The organism is Streptomyces sp. RB17, assembly GCF_009604455.1.
Classification (GTDB): Bacteria; Actinomycetota; Actinomycetes; order Streptomycetales; family Streptomycetaceae; genus Streptomyces.
On sequence record NZ_WEGL01000013.1, the window covers coordinates 1 to 20,130 of the forward strand.

Annotated in this window: 12 protein-coding genes and 2 pseudogenes; 9 read left to right on the forward strand and 5 right to left on the reverse strand. The window is 64.8% G+C overall.

Annotated elements, in window-relative coordinates:
- Positions 1-176 precede the first annotated feature (176 nt).
- A complete protein-coding gene (locus tag SRB17_RS40205) occupies positions 177-1,349 on the reverse strand; it encodes an IS110 family transposase (RefSeq protein WP_228396569.1) in 1,173 nt (390 codons plus the stop codon).
- 595 nt (positions 1,350-1,944) lie between these two features.
- Between SRB17_RS40205 and SRB17_RS48700 the strand changes: the two are divergent.
- From SRB17_RS48700 to SRB17_RS40230, 6 genes and pseudogenes are all read left to right on the forward strand, one after another.
- Positions 1,945-2,325, forward strand: a pseudogene (locus SRB17_RS48700) (GNAT family N-acetyltransferase); the annotation flags it as partial.
- A gap of 16 nt (positions 2,326-2,341) precedes the next feature.
- Positions 2,342-2,956 (forward strand): hypothetical protein, encoded by a 615-nt coding sequence (locus tag SRB17_RS40210; RefSeq protein ID WP_153546464.1) that lies wholly within the window; start codon positions 2,342-2,344, stop codon positions 2,954-2,956.
- Between the two features lie 501 nt (positions 2,957-3,457).
- Complete coding sequence (locus SRB17_RS40215) at positions 3,458-3,937, forward strand: MerR family transcriptional regulator (protein WP_153546466.1); 480 nt, start codon at positions 3,458-3,460, stop codon at positions 3,935-3,937.
- 127 nt (positions 3,938-4,064) lie between these two features.
- The gene (locus tag SRB17_RS40220; protein WP_153546468.1) at positions 4,065-5,549 is read left to right on the forward strand and encodes an MFS transporter; all 1,485 of its coding nucleotides are present in this window, start codon (positions 4,065-4,067) and stop codon (positions 5,547-5,549) included.
- Positions 5,550-6,252: 703 nt separating this feature from the next.
- A complete protein-coding gene (locus SRB17_RS40225) occupies positions 6,253-7,080 on the forward strand; it encodes an alpha/beta fold hydrolase (protein WP_153546470.1) in 828 nt (275 codons plus the stop codon).
- 18 nt (positions 7,081-7,098) lie between these two features.
- Positions 7,099-8,154, forward strand: coding sequence for an MBL fold metallo-hydrolase (locus SRB17_RS40230; RefSeq protein ID WP_228396570.1), 1,056 nt, complete (start codon positions 7,099-7,101; stop codon positions 8,152-8,154).
- A 188-nt stretch (positions 8,155-8,342) separates the two neighbouring features.
- On the opposite strand, the gene SRB17_RS48705 is transcribed toward SRB17_RS40230, so the two are convergent.
- A complete protein-coding gene (locus tag SRB17_RS48705) occupies positions 8,343-8,909 on the reverse strand; it encodes a hypothetical protein (RefSeq protein WP_194294290.1) in 567 nt (188 codons plus the stop codon).
- On the opposite strand from SRB17_RS48705, the gene SRB17_RS40235 reads away from it, so the two are divergent.
- Positions 8,830-10,794 carry a SpoIIE family protein phosphatase gene (locus tag SRB17_RS40235; protein WP_153546472.1) on the forward strand — a complete coding sequence of 655 codons (1,965 nt, stop codon included), beginning with the start codon at positions 8,830-8,832 and terminating at the stop codon, positions 10,792-10,794. The two genes, SRB17_RS48705 and SRB17_RS40235, sit on opposite strands and share 80 nt — an antisense overlap.
- Positions 10,795-11,650: 856 nt before the next feature.
- Positions 11,651-12,241 (forward strand): annotated as a pseudogene (locus SRB17_RS40240) (tyrosine-type recombinase/integrase); the annotation flags it as partial.
- Between the two features lie 71 nt (positions 12,242-12,312).
- Here SRB17_RS40240 and SRB17_RS40245 read toward each other — a convergent pair.
- Entirely contained in the window at positions 12,313-12,921 is a 609-nt protein-coding gene (locus tag SRB17_RS40245) for a hypothetical protein (RefSeq protein WP_153546474.1), read from the reverse strand.
- 806 nt (positions 12,922-13,727) lie between these two features.
- Here SRB17_RS40245 and SRB17_RS40250 point away from each other — a divergent pair.
- Positions 13,728-17,030, forward strand: coding sequence for a type ISP restriction/modification enzyme (locus SRB17_RS40250; RefSeq protein ID WP_323377383.1), 3,303 nt, complete (start codon positions 13,728-13,730; stop codon positions 17,028-17,030).
- 7 nt (positions 17,031-17,037) lie between these two features.
- Here SRB17_RS40250 and SRB17_RS40255 read toward each other — a convergent pair whose 3' ends face one another.
- Positions 17,038-17,427, reverse strand: coding sequence for a hypothetical protein (locus tag SRB17_RS40255; protein ID WP_153546476.1), 390 nt, complete (start codon positions 17,425-17,427; stop codon positions 17,038-17,040).
- Between the two features lie 751 nt (positions 17,428-18,178).
- A complete protein-coding gene (locus tag SRB17_RS40260; RefSeq protein WP_153546478.1) occupies positions 18,179-19,780 on the reverse strand; it encodes a HEPN domain-containing protein in 1,602 nt (533 codons plus the stop codon).
- Between the last annotated feature and the right edge of the window lie 350 nt (positions 19,781-20,130).

The following is a 20,130-nucleotide window of genomic DNA, read 5'->3' on the forward strand; positions in this document are numbered from 1 at the left end:
CGGACGGCTCCCTCACCAGACTCCTATGCGGGCTCACAGCCCAAACATCAAGCGGCGTCGGCGGACAGCCCCTGTACCGATTTTCACGCCCGCGGGGCGTCACCGCAGGTGAACGCTCGACTCCTATGGTTGGTCAAGCGCTGAGGAGCCACTTGCGGTAGGTGTCGGCGAAGGCGTCATCTCGGCGCAGGCCGCGCTCGATGTTGGAGATGACAGCGGGCCAGACCCCGAAGTGGTTCGCCACGGTGGTGAGGGTGATGTTCTTCGATTGCCGGGTCTGCCGCAGGTCCGCGGCATGGGGCACCCGGACGGGGGTGGTCAGCAGCCGGAAGACCTCGCGGGCGATGGCGCGCTTGAGCAGCCGGATGATCTCGGTCTTGGTGCGACCGGCGTCGGTCTGCCGGGCGACGTACTCGCGTGTGCGTTGGTCGTGGGCCGTCCCGGGTGAGTGCGATGCGGTACAAAGCCGCGTTGGCCGCGCGGTCGCCTCCGCGGGAGAGCCTGTGCCGGTTGGTCTTCCCGCTCGAGGCCGGGACAGGGGCCGCACCGCACAGCGCGGCGAAGGACGCTTGCGTGCGCAGTCGTTCCGGGTTCGCTCCTGCTGTGATCAGCAGCTGGGCGGCGGTGTCCGTGCCCACGCCGTAGGCGGCACGCAGGCCGGGACCGAGTCCGGTGACCAGCTTGTCCAACTCCGCGGTCAGAGCCGTGTGCTCCTCGGTCAGGCTCTGGACGCGCCGGGCCAGCGTGCGCAGCGCGGTCAGGAGCGCGGTGTTCTCATGATCGGTGGCTGGCCGGATCTGGGCCGGCGCAGCGATGCGCTTGTCACCAGGCTGTGCCGGGTACTTGATGCGGATCGGGTCGGGCGCGGTGACCAGCAGGTGTGTGATCTGGTTGAGCGCCGCGGTGCGTGCCTTGACTGCGGAGCGAGCGGCGGTCTGCAGGGCGCGTATGCCGTCGACCGCGCTGTCCTTGGGAGCGCTGGTCGCCCGCCCTGAGACGACGGCGCGGGCCGCGGCGTAGGCGTCGATCGGGTCGGACTTGCCGATCCTGCGACGTTCGGCTGTGTCGGGCCGGTTGACCTCGACGACGGTCAGGCCGGCCTGCCGGGCGGCGCGTGTGAAGCCCGCTCCGTAGGAGGATGTGCCCTCCACACCGACGGCGGTGACGGTGCCGTGGGCCTGCAAGAAGCCAATCGCGGCGGCGTACCCGGCAGCCTTCGTGGGGAATTCGGCGTCGTCGAGGTGTCCGCCCCGATCGGTGACCACGGCAACGTGGAGGGTGCTGGAGTGGGAGTCCACCCCGCTGACAACTAACTCGTCCGGGAGGTCTGCAGAGGCCGTGCCTGTCATGCTGGAGGAGCCTTCCTTGCCGAAGGTAGCTCCGGCCGGACTGGCAGACAGGACAGTCATGGGGCCTCTGGCCAGGCTCCTATTAGGTCATGCTCTGCCCGGCCGGAGCCCTGGGAACTGGGCCCGGCGGCCGGACAGATCAATGCAAGGACAGTCCAGCAGGACGTCAGTCAGTGATCGGGTCACGGCCACCGGGGACCCGCGTATCACTATGACTGTCAGTGATGCGCGCTACGGTGGCCGCGTCGCTGGGAACCCCGATTGACGTCAAAGTATCTGTCGCATAAGCCGCTTGGAGTGAACTGCCCCGTCATCTCGATCCCGAGACCGCCAAGGCCAACATGATCGCCAAGGGGGCCTGGCCCGTATCGGTGTGACCTTTCAACGACAAGCCCTGGCTGAGCGTCTGCATGGAGTGCGGTGAGTTCGTCACGCCGATCTACCGCAACGTGATGCGGCCGGGCCGTGGAACACGTCGTCGAACCGCGCCGCGTAATCCTCCAACGGACTCGGCGCTGGCGGACACAGGCGGCGCGCAGTCATCGCCGACCTCCAGCACGCGACGGAACCCTGTTTCTCCCCACACGCCCGCCGCATGCCGCTGTCAAGCCTATTTTGGCAAACTACCGGTAGGCGGGGCTGCTCTTGGCGTTCGCACGTTGATGAAGCGATCCGGCGCAGTTTCGCTATAGTGTTCTTGGTATTGTCGTTCCGAGTATGGAGCGACGCTAGCCTGGGAGGCGGCCGAGCTGTGTTGGAACCACTCGACGCCCAGTATTATCAGTCGCTGCGAGTAGACATAGACGACTCATCCCTGGATAAGCACTCCACCAGCGAAATTGTGTTCTTTGATCCAAGGAAGACAGTCATTGGACGGCTCCGTTTCCGTACCTGCAATGATTGTCATGAAGGACGGGTCATGGACGTCTGGATCCTTGATAGGTGGCAGGGTCAGGGACTCGGCCGTGAACTTGTCCATATCCTCCTGGGGCTTGGAAGCGGCGCTGGATCGCATCGAGGACGCGATCACTCACATCGATCAGTTTCCTCGGGTAAGCGTGAAGCTTTGGGTGGTCGCGGCCGACGACGGGGTCAGCCTGCTCCCGTTCTTCATACAGCGCAAAAGGCTGATCGTCGACCGACTCAACGAGCTCCGCAGCGAGCAGAAGATCTCTGACTTGCGCGAACTGATCGATCGTCTGCCACCGGGCGAGCAACAGCGAGCGCTCGCTGACCAGTTGGATGCTCTGGAGCGGCAGTCTGTTGAGTCGGAGGCTGCGGCGCGGGCAGTGGCCTCGGAGGAGAGCGCCCTGCAGTTCCAACGTGAGCGTGACCTGGCGTTCCTGAAAATCCAATTGTCTGAGCGAAGGTGGTCCTACCGCTCGAAGCTGCTCGCCCGCGACGCGATCGCGCCGATGGTCGGCGCATTTCTTCTTATCGGGCTGGCGGTCACTCTGGTCGTGGCGATGTTCCTAGGCACTGCCGTGTCTGAGCTGCTCAGCAATAGCTTCCTGATCGTCTTGGGTTACTTCTTCGGCCAGACGACAGAACGCCGGAGCCGACCCGAGGAGCAAGATGAACCGGGTCCGGGAGACATCAGGATCTAGGGCACGTCGATCGCTCGCCCGTAGCGGCCGGCGTTGCGGAGGCAGTCCCGACGGAGGCGACGGCTGCGCCGCCGGCCATGATGCCCGCAGCTATACCGGTAGCCACGGTGCGTGTGAATCGACGTCGCATAGCGGCTCTCTCCTTCCGCTTTGGCATCAGTGCCTCACTTCATTCTCTCTGGCCCCCCTACTAGTGCTCCTGCCGGACTTCGGGATCTCGTTGGGTGGGGGAGCGGACTCACCCAACCCGGGCGGGACGGTCGCCGTTCCGGGGGCGGAACGGACGGAAAATCCTGATGTCCCGGCCGGATCACCCACCTCGAAGCGGCCCTCGACACCGTGAAGGCGTTCCTCCGGTTTCCTGCGCTGCTACGGAGAGCGATGTCACTGGGCGCCGAGCACACCGGGACGGGGTCCGTCGACAGATGTGATCCCTGCTCTGCCAACTCCGTGGTGCTCCGCGCTTGACTTGGAGCGCTCCAAGTTATCGATACTCGAATCATGAACGAGGCACGAGCACTCCGAGGGCGGCACACCGAGGAGTCCGCGACGGACAGGGTCCTGAGCGTTCAGGAGGTCTCCCGGATCACCGGGCTGAGCGGCTGGACGCTGCGGTACTACGAGAAGATCGGCTTGATCGACCCCATCGCCCGGGATGCCTCCAGCGGCCATCGCGCCTACACCCGTACCGACCTGGCCCGCATCGAATCGCTGGCGCACCTGCGGGCCGCGGGGCTGGCGATCGAGGAGATGCGTGCGCTGATGGCGGCGCGCGGGCACGCGCCCGAGACCGTCGCTATGAAGATCGGGATGCTCGCTGCCCACGGCGAGGCGCTGGAGGAGGAGATGCGGCGCCTGGCCGCCCGCAAGCACTACATCGACAACCGGGTCGGCTACTGGCGTGCCGTCCAGGCCGGTGACGACGCCGAGGCCGAACGCCTGGAGGCCCAAGGCCAACTTCTCGGTGAGCAGTTGAGCTGACCTTTGGCGTCCGGGACCCGGTCCGGCCGCTGCGAACCCCTCCATCGGCAGGCCCTCGACCGCCCTGCCTGATTCCCGACCACCCGCTTCCGCGCCCCGCTGCCGGAAGCCGTTCAAGGATACTGTCATGCTCATAACAAACGCGGACCGGGTCGGGCGCCCGACCGGCCCCTGGAAGGTGTTCGCCCTGGTGGCGACCGCGCAGTTCATGGTGGTGCTGGACACCGCGATCATCAATGTCGCCCTGCCGGTCATCAAGCGCGATCTGGACTTCGGTGACAGCACCATCCAGTGGGTCGTCACCGCCTACGTCCTGGCATTCGGCGGCTTCCTGCTGCTGGGCGGGCGACTGGCCGACCTGCTCGGCCGGCGCCGCACGCTGCTCATGGGGATGGCGGCCTTCACCGTGGTCTCGCTCCTGATCGGAGTGAACTCCTCTGTGCCGCTGCTCATTGTGCTGCGCGGACTGCAGGGCCTGGCTGCCGCCGTGATGTCCCCCGCTGCCTTGTCCACGGTCCTGACCCAGTTCCCTGAAGGGCACGAGCGCTCCCGTGCACTGGGCTTCTGGTCCATGGTCGCCACCGGCGGAGCAGCCGTCGGCCTCCTCCTGGGCGGCGTACTCACCCAGTACGCCGGCTGGCGCTGGAACTTCTTCATCAACGTCCCTGTCGGGGTGATCGTCCTCGCGCTCGTACCCCGCCTCGTCCCCGACCACCGACCCGGAAGCCGGGACCGCAGGGGCCTTCCGGATGCTCCCGGCGCGGTACTGGCCACCGCCGGGCTAATGGCGGGCGTCTTCGCCTTCAGCCAGGCGCCCGAGTGGGGCTGGGCCAACCCGCTCACCCTCATCTGCTTCGCGGCCTGTGTAATCCTGCTCGCCGCCTTCGTTTTCAACGAGCGCCGTGCCGCCGATCCACTGGTGGACCTCGGGATCTTCACGATCCGCAACGTCTCGGGCGCCAACGGCATGATGGCAACGGTCTTCGCCGGCAACCTGGGCATGTTCTTCCTGCTCACCCTGTACATGCAGGACATCGAGCACTACAGCGCCATCCGCACAGGGCTGGCATTCCTGCCCTTCCCTGTCATCCTGGGCCTGGTCTCCACCCGGATGGCGGGCCTGGTCCGCCGCTTCGGCTTCCGCCGCTTCCTGATCATGGGGCCCGTCCTCGTCATCATCGGCATGCTGTGGGTCAGCTTCCTTCCCGTCCACGGCAGTTACGCCGTCCACGTGCTGCCAGGACTGCTGGTGATGCCACTGGGCTACGGCATGAGCTTCGCCCCCATGTACGCCGCCGCCACCGCCGGCACCCCTCAGCGCTTCGCCGGTGTCACCTCTGGCCTGATCGCCACCTCACAGCAGGCGGGCGGCGCACTCGGCCTGGCCGTCATCTCCGGCACCGCCGGCACCGTGACCGCCTCGCTCACCCACGACGCCCTGCCACAGGCCCTGACCTCCGGCTACAACGTGGCCATGGCCGTCGCAGCTGGCATCACCGCAATCGCCGGGCTGCTCGCGGCCCTCGTGATCCGCACGCCCCGCCGCGCGGACACACCGGTTGAACCATCCGTCCCCGGACCCAGCCCCCAACCCGCATCCACCTGTTCCTGACCGACCATCCCACTTCGGCCGCCCCGACCCACCCAGCACTCAGGCCACCAGGACCGTCGCCTGCCATGATCAAGCGACCGCAAAGCAAGGGGCGGCCCGGCAACCCCGGTGGGGCGCTGTCAGCCTGCCCCACACGCCCTCCCCAGAACGGGAGGGCCTACTGCCCAACGGGACACGGCGCTGTCTGTCCACGCTCAGTGTCCGGAGAGCGTGTGGGAAACACAGGACCACGTGACCAGGACATCTGCCTCGACGGACTGCCGGAGCACAGCAGAACTGCGGTGTGTGCGGCACCTGATGCGGGAGGCAGCCGAGATGGACATCATCGGGGCGGGTCGACCACGACATTGCGACGGCAATCTGGCCCGACGAATTCCAGTGCCCACCGAGAGAGGAGCGTTCGGAGAGCCCGAAAGTCTGGGCGCGCCTCGGAGTCAGCTCCTCGGCTGGGCCGCAGAGTCGCCGGAAGGACAAGCCCCGCCTGGTCGGGTAGCGTGAAAGGGCGCCGAGGGTATCGGTCGCCCCGCGTTTATTCGGACGGCGCGGGGAGAAGGCGGACAATCGTCGGGGAGATCATTGCACCCCGAACCCAATCGCGCTGTTACCGCGTTGGATAGTCCGCGATGAAGAAACGTGGGGCGTGCCCCGAAGGCGATCCTGTACGGCGCGCTTGTCACCCGGACACCAGCTAAAGGGGCCACTTATGCCTTTCCTCACGACCCGGGACAAGACGGAGATCTTCTACAAGGACTGGGGCAGCGGGCAGCCCGTCGTCTTCAGCCATGGCTGGCCCCTCAACGGTGACGCCTGGGACCCACAGGCCAAGCTGATGGCGGACAACGGCTTCCGCTCCGTCGTGCACGACCGGCGCGGCCACGGGCGGTCGAGCCAGCCGTGGGCAGGCAACGATCTCGACACCTACGCCGACGACCTCTCGGAGCTGATCGAGTCCCTCGACCTGCGCGACGTCATCCTGGTCGGTCACTCGACGGGCGGCGGCGAGGTCGCCCGCTACATCGGTCGCCACGGCACTTCCCGCGTCGCCAAGGCCCTGCTCCAGAGCGCCATTCCGCCCCTAATGCTCAAGACAAAGGCCAATCCCGATGGGCTGCCCATCGAGGTCTTCGACGAGATCAGGGCCGGTATAACCGGTGACAGGTCGCAATACTATGAGGACCTCAGCGCCCCCTTCTACGGCGCAAACCGCCCGGGAAATCAGGTCACTCAGGGCACGCGCGACGCCTTCTGGATGTGGTGCATGCAGGTGGGCATCAAAGGCTCCTACGACTGCGTGCGGGCCTTCTCCGAGACCGACCTCACCGAGGACCTCCGTGCGTTCGACATCCCCACGCTCATCGTGCACGGCGACGACGACCAGATCGTGCCCATCATCGCTGCTGGCGACAAGTCGTCCAAGATCGTCAAGGACAATACCTTCAAGGTGTACGAAGGCGCCCCACACGGTCTGGCGATGGTGGATCCCTACAAGGACAGATTCAACGAGGACCTCCTTGCCTTCGCGCGGGGATAAGGGAGAGGAACTTCCATCATGAAACGGGAGATGAACACCCCAAGGAAGGCGGCGATCGCCGCGGTTCTGGCGGCGTGCTCCCTGGGCGCGCCACCCACGCTTGCATCGGGTAGTACTCCGCCGCCCAGCGTGCAGGAAACCCCCTACCGTGTGAACAACGCCGCAGGCGCTCCACCCACGCTTGCACCGGGTAGTACTCCGCCACCCAGCCCGCAGAAACAGCAGAAAAACCCTTACGTTGTGCTCAACGCCGCCGCAGCCCGGGACCCCATCACCGTGACGCCTCTTCGGGGCGGCGTGTACCTGTTCCAGGGGTCAGGCGGAAACATCGGCGTGCTGCCGAGCAAGGACGGCGCCTTCATGGTGGACGCCGGCATCGCCGTTTCTCGCCAGAAGATGGAAAGCGCCCTGCACAAGCTCGGGGCTTCCCGCATCAGGTACCTGATGAACACTCATTGGCATTTCGACCACACGGGCGGAAACAGCTGGGTCCACGAGCATGGGGCAGAGATCATCGCCACCCCCAATACCCTGCGCAACCTGAGCAAGACCATCCGGGTGGCGGAATGGGCGCACACCTTCACCCCAGTCCCTGCCGCCGCTCGACCGACCGTGACCGTCGCCTCCGAGAAGACGTTCACCGTCGGTGGACAGCCGGTGCGGCTGCGTCCCTACAGCCCCGCCCACACCGACGGCGACCTCTCCGCCGATTTCACCAGGGCGGACGTGCTGTTCACCGGCGACACCTTTTGGAACGATCTCTACCCGTTCATCGACCACGAGACCGGCGGCAGCATCGACGGGATGATCCGGGCTGCGAACCAGAACATCGCGATGGTGAGGGACGGCACGATCGTGGTTCCCGGGCATGGGCCGGTCGGAAGGCGCGCCGATCTGGTGGAGTACCGCAATATGCTCGTCGGCATTCGCAACCGCGTCGCCGACCTCAAGAGGAGAGGCCTTACGGTTGAACAGACCATTGCGGCCAAGCCCACCCAGCCCTTCGACGCCAAGTGGGGGCAGGGGATCATCGGCCCGGACCTCTTCACCAAGCTCGTCTATCTCGGCGTGTGAGATACGTCAGTCGGTGGGAGCGCCAATGCGCAGCGAAGCTCAATCGGAGCTTGCTCAGCTCTCTCAACGTAGTGTGGCCTGCGACGTTCCATGAACGCTTGCGTCCCCGTCGGCCAGCTCTTCGTAGTGGGTTCGCATGCCCTGAGGTGACCGGAAAATCATCTGGCGGAGTATCAGGGGATTGTTCTTCATCCGGTTCCTGCGGGGCATGTTGGCGTAGCTGCCGCGCAAGAGCTGCTGGAGCATCGCCGATCACGCCGGGGAGAGCAGCCCGGACGGAATGCAGCACCTGTGCGAGGATCTGCGTGCGCTCCTCGTCGACGAGTATCTGGCAGTCGAGTTCCATAAGGCCCATGTCGGGGTGCTGGATCCGCCTGCGTCTGCTGCGCATCACCCCCACCACAGGCAGATGTCACAGGGCCTCGAATTTCGGGGATCGACCGTAGCAGCCGTCTGACCAGGTCCTTCGCCTGCGCGTCGTCTCGGCGGACGGCTGCGGCCCGCAAGTCGGCGACGAGCGCCCGGGACTCCGTCGCGTGATCCTGAACCGGGTACCCGGCCCGGGCGCGGGGATCGGTGAACCATCGGTATGACCACCGTGCCCGCGGCACGCGCAGCCGGGTGAGATCGCCGAAGATTGAAGAGCCTGTTGTGTTATGTGTCAGGGAGCCCCAGATGGACGCCTCGGACGAACTCCTTCGAAGGGCCGCCCCTTCGGCTCTCTTGACCGGGGACGGTACTATCCGCGGCCTCAATGCGGCGATGGCCAGGGCACTGGGCAGGACAGCGGAGCAGTGCGTGGGTCGTGGCTTGGTTGATCTGATGCCCGCAAGCCAGCGGACTGCGGTCGAGAGTCTCGTGGCCCACGCCGCCACGACGAAGACGATCGTGATGCGGGTGCTGGAGTTCGCCGGGGCGGGCGCACCCCCCGTGGTCTGCCTTGTCGAGGCGCAACCCGTGAAGGATCACGCAGGTGGAGAACCGCTGGTGTGGGTGCACGAGTTGGACGCGGGAAACGACCTGGGCGGTCTGGTGGTCCCGTTCCGGTTGGCGGCCGAGGCCGCCAACCTCGGTCTGTGCATGTATTCACTCCCGGAGCACCAGTTGGAGTGGCTGGGTGGCGCACCCGCCTTGGCGGCGCTGTTCCCGGAGGCCTCCATGTCGTTGTCCGGGGTAGTTCGGCGAGTCCATCCTGACGACCGCGGGGCTCTGCGGCGGCTCATGCGTTCGACCGCCGCCCAGTCTCCCTGGATCACGTTGCGGTTCCTCACCGAGCGCGACGGCTGGCACCTTCTGGCCTGCCGGGCCCGCCGGGTCCAGCTGGGGTCTGGCGGCCCTGAGCGGGTCTTCGGAGTGATCCGCGACGACACGAAGGGGGAAGCGCGCCGACGCAGAGCGTTGGTCGCGCTGAGTGCTGAGCGACAGCGAGCCGCCGAGATTGCGGCCTTCTCCTCCGCCTTGATCACCGCAGCCACGGAGCAAGAAGTACAGCAGGTCGCCCTGACACGGCTCGCCGCGACCTTCGGTGGTACCGGCGCCGCGCTGGCGTTCATCACGAAAGGTCGCCTGCGCGTCTCCTCCGATGGCGGGATGCCGATGCCGGAGGCTGCCGTGCACGGCCTGTCGCTGGATGCCCCGAGCCCGCTGCCCTTTGCGATCCGAACCGGCAAGCCGCAGTTCATACGCGATCAGGAGGACTACATCCGCCGCTGGCCGCACGGGGCCATGGTGCCGTACTTCGACCAGCTCGACTCCGGCTACGCCATCTCGATCACCTCCCTCAGCCCGACCGGCGATCAGCCGCTCGGGGCCTGGTTGGTGACCTACGACAGCGAACACCACTCGTCCCCGGATGAGCGGGCCCTCATGGGTACTCTTGCCGACCTTGCAGGCCAGGCACTGAAACGCGTCAGGTTGCAAGAGGCACGAGTCGAGCTCGCCACAGCGCTCCAGCAGACCATGCTCCCCACGCTGCCCGAGCGCCTGCCGGGCCTGGAGGTCGCCGCCCGGTACCGACCGAGCCGGGACGGGCTGGATATCGGCGGAGACTGGTACGACGCCTTCGTCATGCCTGACGGTGCCATCGCCCTGGAGATCGGCGACATCCAAGGGCACGACGTGGACGCCGCCGCAGCCATGGGACAGGTGCGCTCGTTCATGCGCGGGATCGCCGTCCATGAACCGGATCCCGCAACCGTGCTGACGCGCACCAACGAGCTGCTCGTCACGATGGATGCGGCACGATTCGCCAGCTGCACCATGCTTCATCTCGACCCGCGCGACGGACGGGTCACCGGCGCCAGCGCCGGCCATGTGCCGTTGCTGTACGCACGCGACGACGGCAGCCACAGCATCCGTGAACTGCCGGGCGGCCCGGTGCTGGGAGTCCTACCCGACGCCGACTACCTTGAAGGAACCTTCACACTGGGCAAGGACACCGCGCTGATCATGGTCACCGACGGAGTGGTCGAAGGACCGGCCCTGACACTGGACGCCGGACTGGAGCGAGCCGGAACGCTGGCCGCCCAAGCCGTCCACGACGGACTGAACGTCGAGGAGACCGCCGACCGCATCCTCGACGCCGCCGTCGCGGTAGACCACCTCGACGACGTGGCCGTGCTGATCATCCGACGCACATGACGGCGCCCGCGCCCTCACACCCTCTGTACGGACCCACTGCAAGCCCCCCTCTCGCTCATTCGCCGAGCGGTGTGTTCTCGATGACTCGGCCAAGCCTGCGGCGGAAAGTGCCCTCCGGCCCCAGCCACCCAGAGCCCTAGTTTGGAAGATCGCGTATGCGGATGTGTGGTGACCTGGTGAGACGCTGACCTGCGCGTTTCTGAACTGGTTGCCGTGACTCCCCGCTGTTCCCCGTTCGGAACCGCGTCATCGGGCACGCAGGGGGCACGCGTGGCTCTCTGCCGCGTTCTCAGCCTTCCTGGGTCCGAAGACCCTGCCCCGGGCTCTGCTCGGCTTCCCACGCGGTGCTCTGAGCCGTCCTGGCGTACAGGCTTTGAGGTCCGGCCTCATCCTTATCAGGTCGATCACGGGGGTCTGCCAACGTCGACCAACGGCCCCTGCGCCTTGGCCGATCGTCTGCTGCGGTCCAGCGTCGACCGCTGCTGTTCGCGCTTGTTGGTGTCAGCCGCCGCACGTGGTCTTGACAAGCGCCTTTTCTCTCCGGCCTGGAGCACTAGGTTGGAAGACTGCCGTCAGCAGGAGCCGGGTGACCCGTCTGCGGCTTTTTGGCGCTGTCTCGGCACGCCTATGACTGGCTGAGTCGACCGGACACCCGCGCCCACTTTTCAAGGCAAAAGCCGCATATCAGGATGCAGAGGCCCGCCAATCCTGCGATGTTGCGAAACATGTCATCGTGCCGATATGCGTCGAGAAGCTCGACCGACCACCCAAGCCCCATCAGGATGACGCCGAGCCCCCAGATTCGAGGTGACTCGACACGGCCCCTGATCCGAGGGAGCAGCCAGCGGCGGAAGGTCGACTCGTCGGCCTGTTCGCCTGCATGTACTACGGCGCCTTACGCCCTGCTGAGGCAGTCGGCCTGACCAGAGCAGACCTGAAGCTGCCGGAGACCGGCTGGGGGACGGCCCTGCTGAACCGCACGCGTCCCAGTGTCGGCAAGCAGTGGACGGACTCCGGCGAGACCCACGACGACCGCGGTCTGAAGAACAGGCCGGCCGAAGAGGTGCGGCTCGTGCCCATCCCACCCCAGCTCGTCGCCATCCTTCGGCAGCACCTCGACACGTTCGGCAGCGCGGAGGACGGGCGACTGTTCACGAACGAACGTGGGGGAGTGGTCGGCTCCTCGACCTACTACCGCGTGTGGCAGGAGGCTCGGGCGCTGGCGTTCCCGCCGGCCGCGGTCGCTTCTCCGCTCGCCGCCCGGCCGTACGACCTCCGACACTCGGCCCTGTCGACCTGGCTTAACTCCGGGGTGGATCCGACCGAGGTGGCCGAACGCGCGGGCAACAGCGTTGAGGTCCTGCTGAGCCGCTACGCCAAATGCATCGACGGACGGCAGGAGATCGCCAACAGGAAGATCGAAGAGCTGTTGCGCGAGTACGAGTGATCACTCATGCGCCGGGCGCTGGCCCCTTGGGCTATCTGGGCCTGCGCCTTAGCAACGTCGCTTGTAGATGATCAGGGGCCCTGGTGCAGATGCGCTGCCGGTCCGATCTCGGGGCTATACCAGTCTGGGAGCGCTTCAGTGGCGCGCACCTCAAGGCGCATGAGTGCTCGCACGTGTCCTTGCTGCTCGATGATCGTGTTCAGGAGGGCAATGACACGCTGGAGCTTCGCTTGGCGAGCAGATGAGTCCGCCTCGGCCGCTGCTTGCATCAAGTGTCTGTAGGCGGTTGTGAGCTGTGCGTTTACCCGGCTCTCGATCTCTAGTACCGCGTCGCTTGCCACGAGCTGAGCTTCGGCGCGGGTGTCCCGTTGAGCACGTCGCGCGTTACTGACTTCTGCTGCATCGGTGTCGGTTGATCCCGACTTGAGCGCGTAGGCGTACGCCAGCATCGCGTCTCTGTACTGGCGATCATTGGCGTTCAGCTGCGCGTAGCAGTTGCGTAGTTGATCGATCTTGCGCTGATCTTCAGAAGCTCGCTGTTCCGCGCTTCGGGCTAATTCTTCTCGCGTCGACCTTTGCGCCTCGGCGCGTTGGGCGAGAACTTGAGTGATCACCGCCGAAGCCAGCGTCCCCAATACGCCAACGCTCGCGACGATCACAGAGATGGTGCCATCGGACATCCCCGCCCCCCGGCGTCTACCTGACTTGTCCTGATGCGGAGACAGTAGCTAACCCACTTGGGTGGCTCGGCCCAATCGCTGGAGATCGTCGAGGAAGCAGCCGCCAGCGTGCGGCATGCCAGCGGTTCTCGTGCGCGTAGAGGCCTGCCGCATGACCGGACTGGGGTCGCCGCGATCAGGGCTGACCAGGAACGATGCCCCAAGATCCTGTCCACAAATAGTCCACAGACGCCGTCCTAGGGCCGCTCAGCGCTGCATACGCCTGCACATACGCGAAGACCCCGGCCTCAGCGTTTCCGCTGGTGACGGGGTCTTTGGGCACCTCATGAAGGGTGCCCCCGGCAGGATTCGAACCTGCGCACACGGCTCCGGAGTGATTGCGCCGATCGAACCCTTCACCTCTTCTGACCTGCGATGGAGTTTGACCCTAGGGCTATGGGGCCCGGTGGTGTGTCGGAGGTGTGTCGCACGAGTCCGCGTTCGCTACGGCTGAGCCCCTGCCCTGGCCGCAGAAGCTTCGGACGTCCGGTGCTCTCGATGTGGCAGACCGGCATCATCTACTACGGGCTGAATCTAGTGGACTACATGCACCAACAGTGCGACGAGGCACGGGGCGGCGTCGACGAGAGCTGAGATTCCGTTCTGGCGCGACCTCGTTTGATCCACTACGCCTGCGCGGAGCGTCAACCGAGCCATACTCCAAGCTCGCCCCTCAACCCTGCATGCTGCGCTGAGACTTCGTCTGGATCTTCGTGCGGACCTGACATACTCTCAAGTCGCGATCGGCAGGGCGTGGGGGTGTGGCAGTGACGCAGGAGCAGTTCGGCTGGCTCTCGGAGGCCATATCGACCTTCGGCGCGTCGTGCAAGGACATGGTGAACGGGCCGGGCGACCCCGAGGCGTCCATCCGCCCACCGATGCAGAAGCTCCTAGAGACTGTGGGTAGTCACGATGCCTTGGACGGCGTTCTGTGGCACTCCGAGACGCCGCTGCGTGATGTGGGGGTGCGCCCCGACTATGCGGTCGAGGTACACGGCGACATCGTCGGTTACATCGAGGTCAAGCGCCCCGGCCATCCTGTTGATCCGGAGAAGTTCACGGGGCGTAACAAGAAGCAGTGGGAGCGACTGCGCGACCTGCCGAACGTGCTCTACACCAATGGCACGGAGTGGCGGCTTTTCCGCACTGGGGAGCAGATCGGCACTCCGGTTGTCTTCGAGGGTGATTTGGCCAGTGCAGGACGGTCGTTAACCGCCCGTGAGCCTGCAGCGTTCAACAGTCTCCTGCGAACCTTCCTGCACTGGGTGCCCGAGCCAATCCGCCAAGTCTCCGCTCTGGTTCGGCGCACTGCACCGCTGTGCCGCCTTCTGCGCGCGGCGGTCCTTGAGCAACTGGAGTTCGAGGGGAGGTATGCGGCGGAGGGCGCGCGTCCTGAGGAGTTGCGGTTCACAGGGCTGAAGAACGACTGGCGCAAGCTGCTCTTTCCGACGGCCGATGACGCCACCTTCGCTGATGGCTACGCCCAGGCAGTGACTTTCGCGTTGCTGCTGGCGCGCACCGAGGACATCTCCTTGAAGGGGGTGGGGCTGCATGAGGTCGGTCGGCGGCTGGATGCCGGACATGCCCTGATGGGCAAGGCCCTTCAGCTCCTCACCGACAACATCACAGTGAGCTTCGAAGTCAGCCTTGATCTGCTGATTCAGGTGATCGACGCGGTTGACTGGGCGGCGATTCGTAAGGGCCGGCGGGATGCATATCTGCACCTGTACGAGTCGTTCCTGGAGGTGTACGACGAGAAGCTGCGGCAGAAGAGCGGCTCCTATTACACCCCTCGTGAAGTGGTCGAGGAGATGGTGCGCCTCACCGAGGACGTGCTACGTACCCGCTTGGGCCGCTCGGACGGATATGCGGACGAGAGCGTGCGCATCGTCGATCCGGCGATGGGGACGGGCACGTACCTTCACGCGGTCATTGAGCATGTCGCCGCGTGGGCGGCGGAGACCATCGGCCCCGGTGCAACGCCGGATGCGATAGGTGGTCTGGCGAAGCGTCTGATCGGTTTCGAGCTACAGATGGGGCCCTTCGCTGTCGCCGAGCTGCGGACCTCGGATCTGCTTAAGCGGCATCAAGCGGTCGCACCGCCAGATGGGATGAAGCTGTTTGTCACCGATACGTTGGACGACCCGTATTTGGCCGAGGAAACCCTCGCCTCGACGTATGGGGTGATCTCGGAGTCCCGTAAACGGGCGAACCGGGTGAAGGCCAGCACGCCGGTCACCGTGGCGATCGGCAACCCGCCCTACGACGACAAGGCCAAGGGCCGCGGCGGCTGGGTGGAGAAGGGCACACCCGCGCAAGGCGTGGCTCCCATCGCGGCTTTCAAGTGGCCTGGCAACGGCCGCTATGAGCACGTGCTGAAGAACCTCTACGTCTACTTCTGGCGCTGGGCGACGTGGAAGGTCTTCGACGCCCATCCGCAGGATCAGCAGGGAGTCGTCTGCTTCATCACGCCCTCCGGCTTCACCACCGGGCCCGGCGGGCGTGGCATGCGGGACTACCTGCGGCGTACCTGTGACGAGGGCTGGATCATCGACCTGTCTCCGGAAGGGCACCGCCCGGATGTGGCCAGCCGGATTTTCCCGGGCGTCGCCCAGCCGCTGGCCATCTGCATCTTCGTCCGCAGCAGAGACACAGACCCTGAGCGACCCGCCCGCGTCCATTACCGCGCCGTCCACGGCAAGCGGGGCGCCAAGTACCGCCAGCTCAAAGAGATCCGACTGGACGATGACGGCTGGCAGGACACGCACTCGGATGCCATCCGGCCCTTCCGCCCGACCACTGAGACGGGGTGGGAGGATTACCCCGCTCTCGACGATCTCTTCTGCTGGGGGAGCCTGGGCATCACGGCCAATCGGTCCTGGGTCAACGGCCCCAGCAGGCAGGTGCTTGAGAAGCGATGGGCGCGTCTGATCCACGAGAACGATCCGGCCAAGAAGGCGGAGCTACTCAAGGAGACAAGAGACCGTTCGCTGCATGCCAGCAGGGATCCGTTGCCCGGGCAGCCTAAGCACACCAAGGAACTCGCGGCCGAAACAAACCTGGCACCTGACCTGGTGCGCATCGCCATGCGCAGCTTCGACCGGCAGTGGCTGATCTCTGATAGCCGTGTCATCGACTTCGGCCGGCCTGCATTGTGGGAAGCCACGCAGCCAGATCAGCTCTTCCTGAACCAGCAGTCCTCGCACGAGATCGAAACCGGGCCGGCGATCGTCGCTACCTCCCTGCTCCCTGACACCCACCATTTCAACGGCCGTGGTGGCAAGATCATGCCGATCCTCCATCCGGACGGCACCCCTAACGTGCATCCGCGCCTCCTCGCGTACCTCGCTGCCGAACTCGGCCTCGACCACGTCACGGTGCACGATCTGGCTGCATACGCGGCGGCTGTTGCCGGGCACGCCGGATTCACCAAGCGGTTCACCGAGGAGCTCCTCACCCCAGGCGTGCGGCTGCCGCTCACACGCGATTCCGCCCTGTGGTACGAAGCGGTGCAACTGGGCAAACGCCTCTTGTGGGCCTCGACCTACGGGGAGCGCTATGCCGATCCGGAAGATGGCCGACCGGCCGGAGACGTCCTCTTTCCGCTAGGCGATGCGCGCCGGCTCCGTTACGACCAGCACATAGGGGCGGAAGTCCCCGCCGAAATCCGGTACGCCGAGATGACCGGCACCCTGCACTTGGGCGGCGGGCACGTCAGCCCTGTTCCCGCCGAAGTATGGAACTACGACGTCGGCGGCATGCAGATCATCAAGAAATGGTTCGGCTACCGAAAAGCCAACCCCAACAGCCGCAAGACCAGCCCCTTGGACGACCTGCATGTCGAGTCGTGGCCAGCCGACTGGTCGCGGGAGCTCATGGAACTGCTCTCCGTGCTGCGCCGACTTGTTGACCTCGCGCCCGCCCAGCAGGACCTGCTGGACCGCGTCCTCGCTGCTCCCACGGTTACTACAGTCGACCTTGAGAAGGTCGGCATCCTGCCGGTCCCCGACAAGGCCCGCAAACCCCACCGCCGAGTCGTACTCCCCACCGAGGCCGGCGAGGAAGCTTAGGGCCTGGTCAGTGCGCCCAACGCTCCACGTACGCGACTGCCTCCGCCACGCTCCACGTCCCGTCGGCGAGTTGGCGGAGCGCGTGCATTTCTGCAGCGAGTGAGGGTGTGCGTCGCTGGAGGTCGTCGGCGAAGGCGCTCACCTCGGCCAGACGCGCCGAGAGCGCGGCACACTCGGCTTCGAAGTGCACTGCCCTCCCGTGCGGCGTGATGGCCAGGCGCTCACCTCTGACCTCCAGCAGTCCCATCCAGCTGAGAGTTCGCACGTCGTTCGCGATGCTCGCTTCTTCGAGGTCTCGGACCGCCACCGCCACGGGATCCGTATCGGGGTGTGGAACCTCGGCGAGCATGAGGTGTTGCAGAAGTTGAAGCTGTGAAGGGGAGAGAGCTGAGTGCACGGTTGCATGTCTAGCAGCACAGGGGGTCAGTCCCGTGCATTGGGACCGAGTTCGACCCAACTTCCACCTGAATCAGATCAGTACTCCCGGCTTGCTCGGGGGCTCTGTGCGCACGGCCCGTCCTTGAAGGCGCCGCCCCACCAACGGCTACCCACCTGCGCTCGTGCCCCTTTTCGTCGTGAAGAGGGTGCGCCTTGGACCGCAGGCGCTCTGCGCAATCAGATGGAGTGGGCGGGCCGCTCTTGACAAGGCAGGGAAGTCGCGTCCCCGCTGATGCAGTCAAAATCGGAAGTCGCCCCTGGCGCCTGCGTCCATTGAGAGGTCGGCTGCGCCGACTGCTTGCAACACCCAGGGTTTGCAACCAGTCGGCGACCGGACAGCCCGGACAGCGGCCCTCTGAGCTGTCCAGGCTGTTTACACAGGTGAGGGACTTAATCGGATAGCCCGGACACCTCCCGCGCCGGTGCCGGCAGTGGAGTGGTTGCGTCGATCAAGCCCTTTGTTACTTCTGGGCTCGGAGCGAACCCAATCCGGGGGCATGGCGTCCGGCGGTGTGTCGGAGGTGTGCCGCACGTCGGACAGCCCGGACACTTGCAGATGCGTGCTCTTCCCGAGGCTTGCACGGGCAGGAATGATCGGTCTGACCGATCTGGCTAGAGCACGCGCGATGCCAGGGCCGCATACGAGTGGCATGTGCGGCCCCCTTAGTGGGTCTTCCTGCGCCGCCTCCGGAGTAAGGACGTGGGCCACCTCATCTGTCGATAGCGCTGCCCAATACCCGTCCCAAGAGGATGTTCTTTCCTCGGACGCTTGAGTTCTCTGCCTTAAGCAGATCAGGAAATTCATAGAGTTTCCGCATGGCCATGACCGCTATTTCGACCGCCCTGGCGCGCTGTTGTGTTACTTCGGCAGTAGAAGGCTCGTTTGCCTTCCCATGGACAATATCGCTCCGCATGCTGTAGATTTTTCCAAGTTCACCGAAAAGGTCCTGGCGAAGAGAAAAGTCTTCAGGTTCAAGCAGGTGAGCAAGAGAGCCGCACACCCTGAGACTTGTCTCGGGTGTCCCGCTGAACATGTTCTCCCATGCCAGGACAGCATCAACCAGGCTGTCCACCGGATCAATCCTTGCACCCACTGCGGAGATGATCCGTCGCATTGCCACACCGAGATTCTTTGGATGCTGGTCAAGTACCTTACGCATCCAAGTCTGGATTTCGCCAACGTCCGCAGAGGATATGGTAATTCTGTCCGCTGTGGTCGCTGGGGGCCGTTCCTGCCAGGACATATCTGGAGCCAGCGAGAGTGGAACGAATACGCTTTGAGAAACGGTGATGGCGGCAGACCGGTGCCCGGAGGGGCTTGCGAGCATAAGCGTCAGAAGGCGCTTGTTGATTCCGTCTTGCAGCGAGTTTTGCCATTTCTCTACTTGTGGGAAGAGTTGGCTAAAGTCGGGAAACATTTCGTCCCGAGGGTGAGCCTTTTTGGCTAGAAGCTTGAACGAAACCTGGAAAGTTAGAACTGCTTCAACCTGCGCCGCTTCGGGTATATGAGCGAAATCGGCACTGCTGACTTTCCGCAACATGCCGCCGGGGAGGTTCAACTCGTCTAGGCCGTCGAAGGTGACATTTGTCAGGCCGATGGCAACCGGGATGGAAACCGCTCGCCCGGCCGCTAGCTCTCGCACATCTTCCAAGGTGTTGAGAGTTTCCTGCAGGTAATCATCGAGCCCTGTCGCTCCTCGCAGGGAACATTTCGCGAAAGCGGATCGAAGAATGGCGTCTGGAAGCATGAGAAGTTGCAAAGAACTACCCCCGCCCGCCACTGAAAATATCATCGAGCTGACCTCGACGAGATCCTGAATGGATGCCATTTCCGCAGCATCTATGTAGCCCGGAAACAAATATTTAAGCCGCGGATCATGCAGGACGGCATTGCAGAAACGAATAAACTCCTCATTGTTCGCGACGTAGTGAGCGACTGGAACTCCTAGGTACGTATGCTCTGTTGGGCGCTTGATTAGGTAGGCGGCGTAAACGTCTTTGGCGGCATTCAGGAGCATCTGGCCGATTGCGTCGCCTTCCACTGTAGGAATATCGACGGCGCCGCCGCAGTGCACCCGGAAATAGGCTGCTGCGGACATCTTCATGTCCGGGAGAAGTCTGGTCGCGGCAGACCCCAAATTCATCCATCGAACTATAGGTTCTCGCCCTTTGTCGCGTTCGCTGAGATCGCGCAGAGTCTGCACGACTTGAAGTTGCCTATCAGAAAGCGTGCAAGTTCCGAAGTCTTCTTCGGTCATATTCAGAACGAACTGCAAGAACGGCAGTCCGTAAACATCGATCAAGTCCTGCACAGACCCCCCCAGGGCTTATTGCTTCCGGACCTGCATCTTGCCATGTCTCTGGGACGCTGACTCTTGTTCTGCGCGTTTCGCACCTGGCCGGCCCCACCCGGCCACCAGGGGGCCGGCCCGGTGAGCCTGCACAACGGGAGACGCGGGGCGCGTACAGGGCTGGGTGCGGGCATTGGAGAACGTCAAGCGGAAGCTGCGCCGGGGGTGAGGTCTCCAGTTAGATCTAGGCGGGAACCTTCCAGCGCCTCAGCGACTGGAGGTCGGCGAGGGCCGAACCGTCGGCAGCAGTCGTGAGACGTGCGACAAGTTGGAGGCCGTCGGCGTGCTGGATGACTCCGCAAACCCGTGCG

What these genes read in the sequence shown, in the direction of transcription:
- SRB17_RS40205 (WP_228396569.1), bottom strand. Translation starts at nt 1,349, where the DNA reads ATGACAGGCACGGCCTCTGCAGACCTCCCGGACGAGTTAGTTGTCAGC.
- SRB17_RS40235 (WP_153546472.1), top strand. Translation starts at nt 8,830, where the DNA reads ATGGACGCCTCGGACGAACTCCTTCGAAGGGCCGCCCCTTCGGCTCTC.
- SRB17_RS40215 (WP_153546466.1), top strand. Translation starts at nt 3,458, where the DNA reads ATGAACGAGGCACGAGCACTCCGAGGGCGGCACACCGAGGAGTCCGCG.
- SRB17_RS40225 (WP_153546470.1), top strand. Translation starts at nt 6,253, where the DNA reads ATGCCTTTCCTCACGACCCGGGACAAGACGGAGATCTTCTACAAGGAC.
- SRB17_RS40230 (WP_228396570.1), top strand. Translation starts at nt 7,099, where the DNA reads ATGAAACGGGAGATGAACACCCCAAGGAAGGCGGCGATCGCCGCGGTT.
- SRB17_RS40245 (WP_153546474.1), bottom strand. Translation starts at nt 12,921, where the DNA reads ATGTCCGATGGCACCATCTCTGTGATCGTCGCGAGCGTTGGCGTATTG.
- SRB17_RS40220 (WP_153546468.1), top strand. Translation starts at nt 4,065, where the DNA reads ATGCTCATAACAAACGCGGACCGGGTCGGGCGCCCGACCGGCCCCTGG.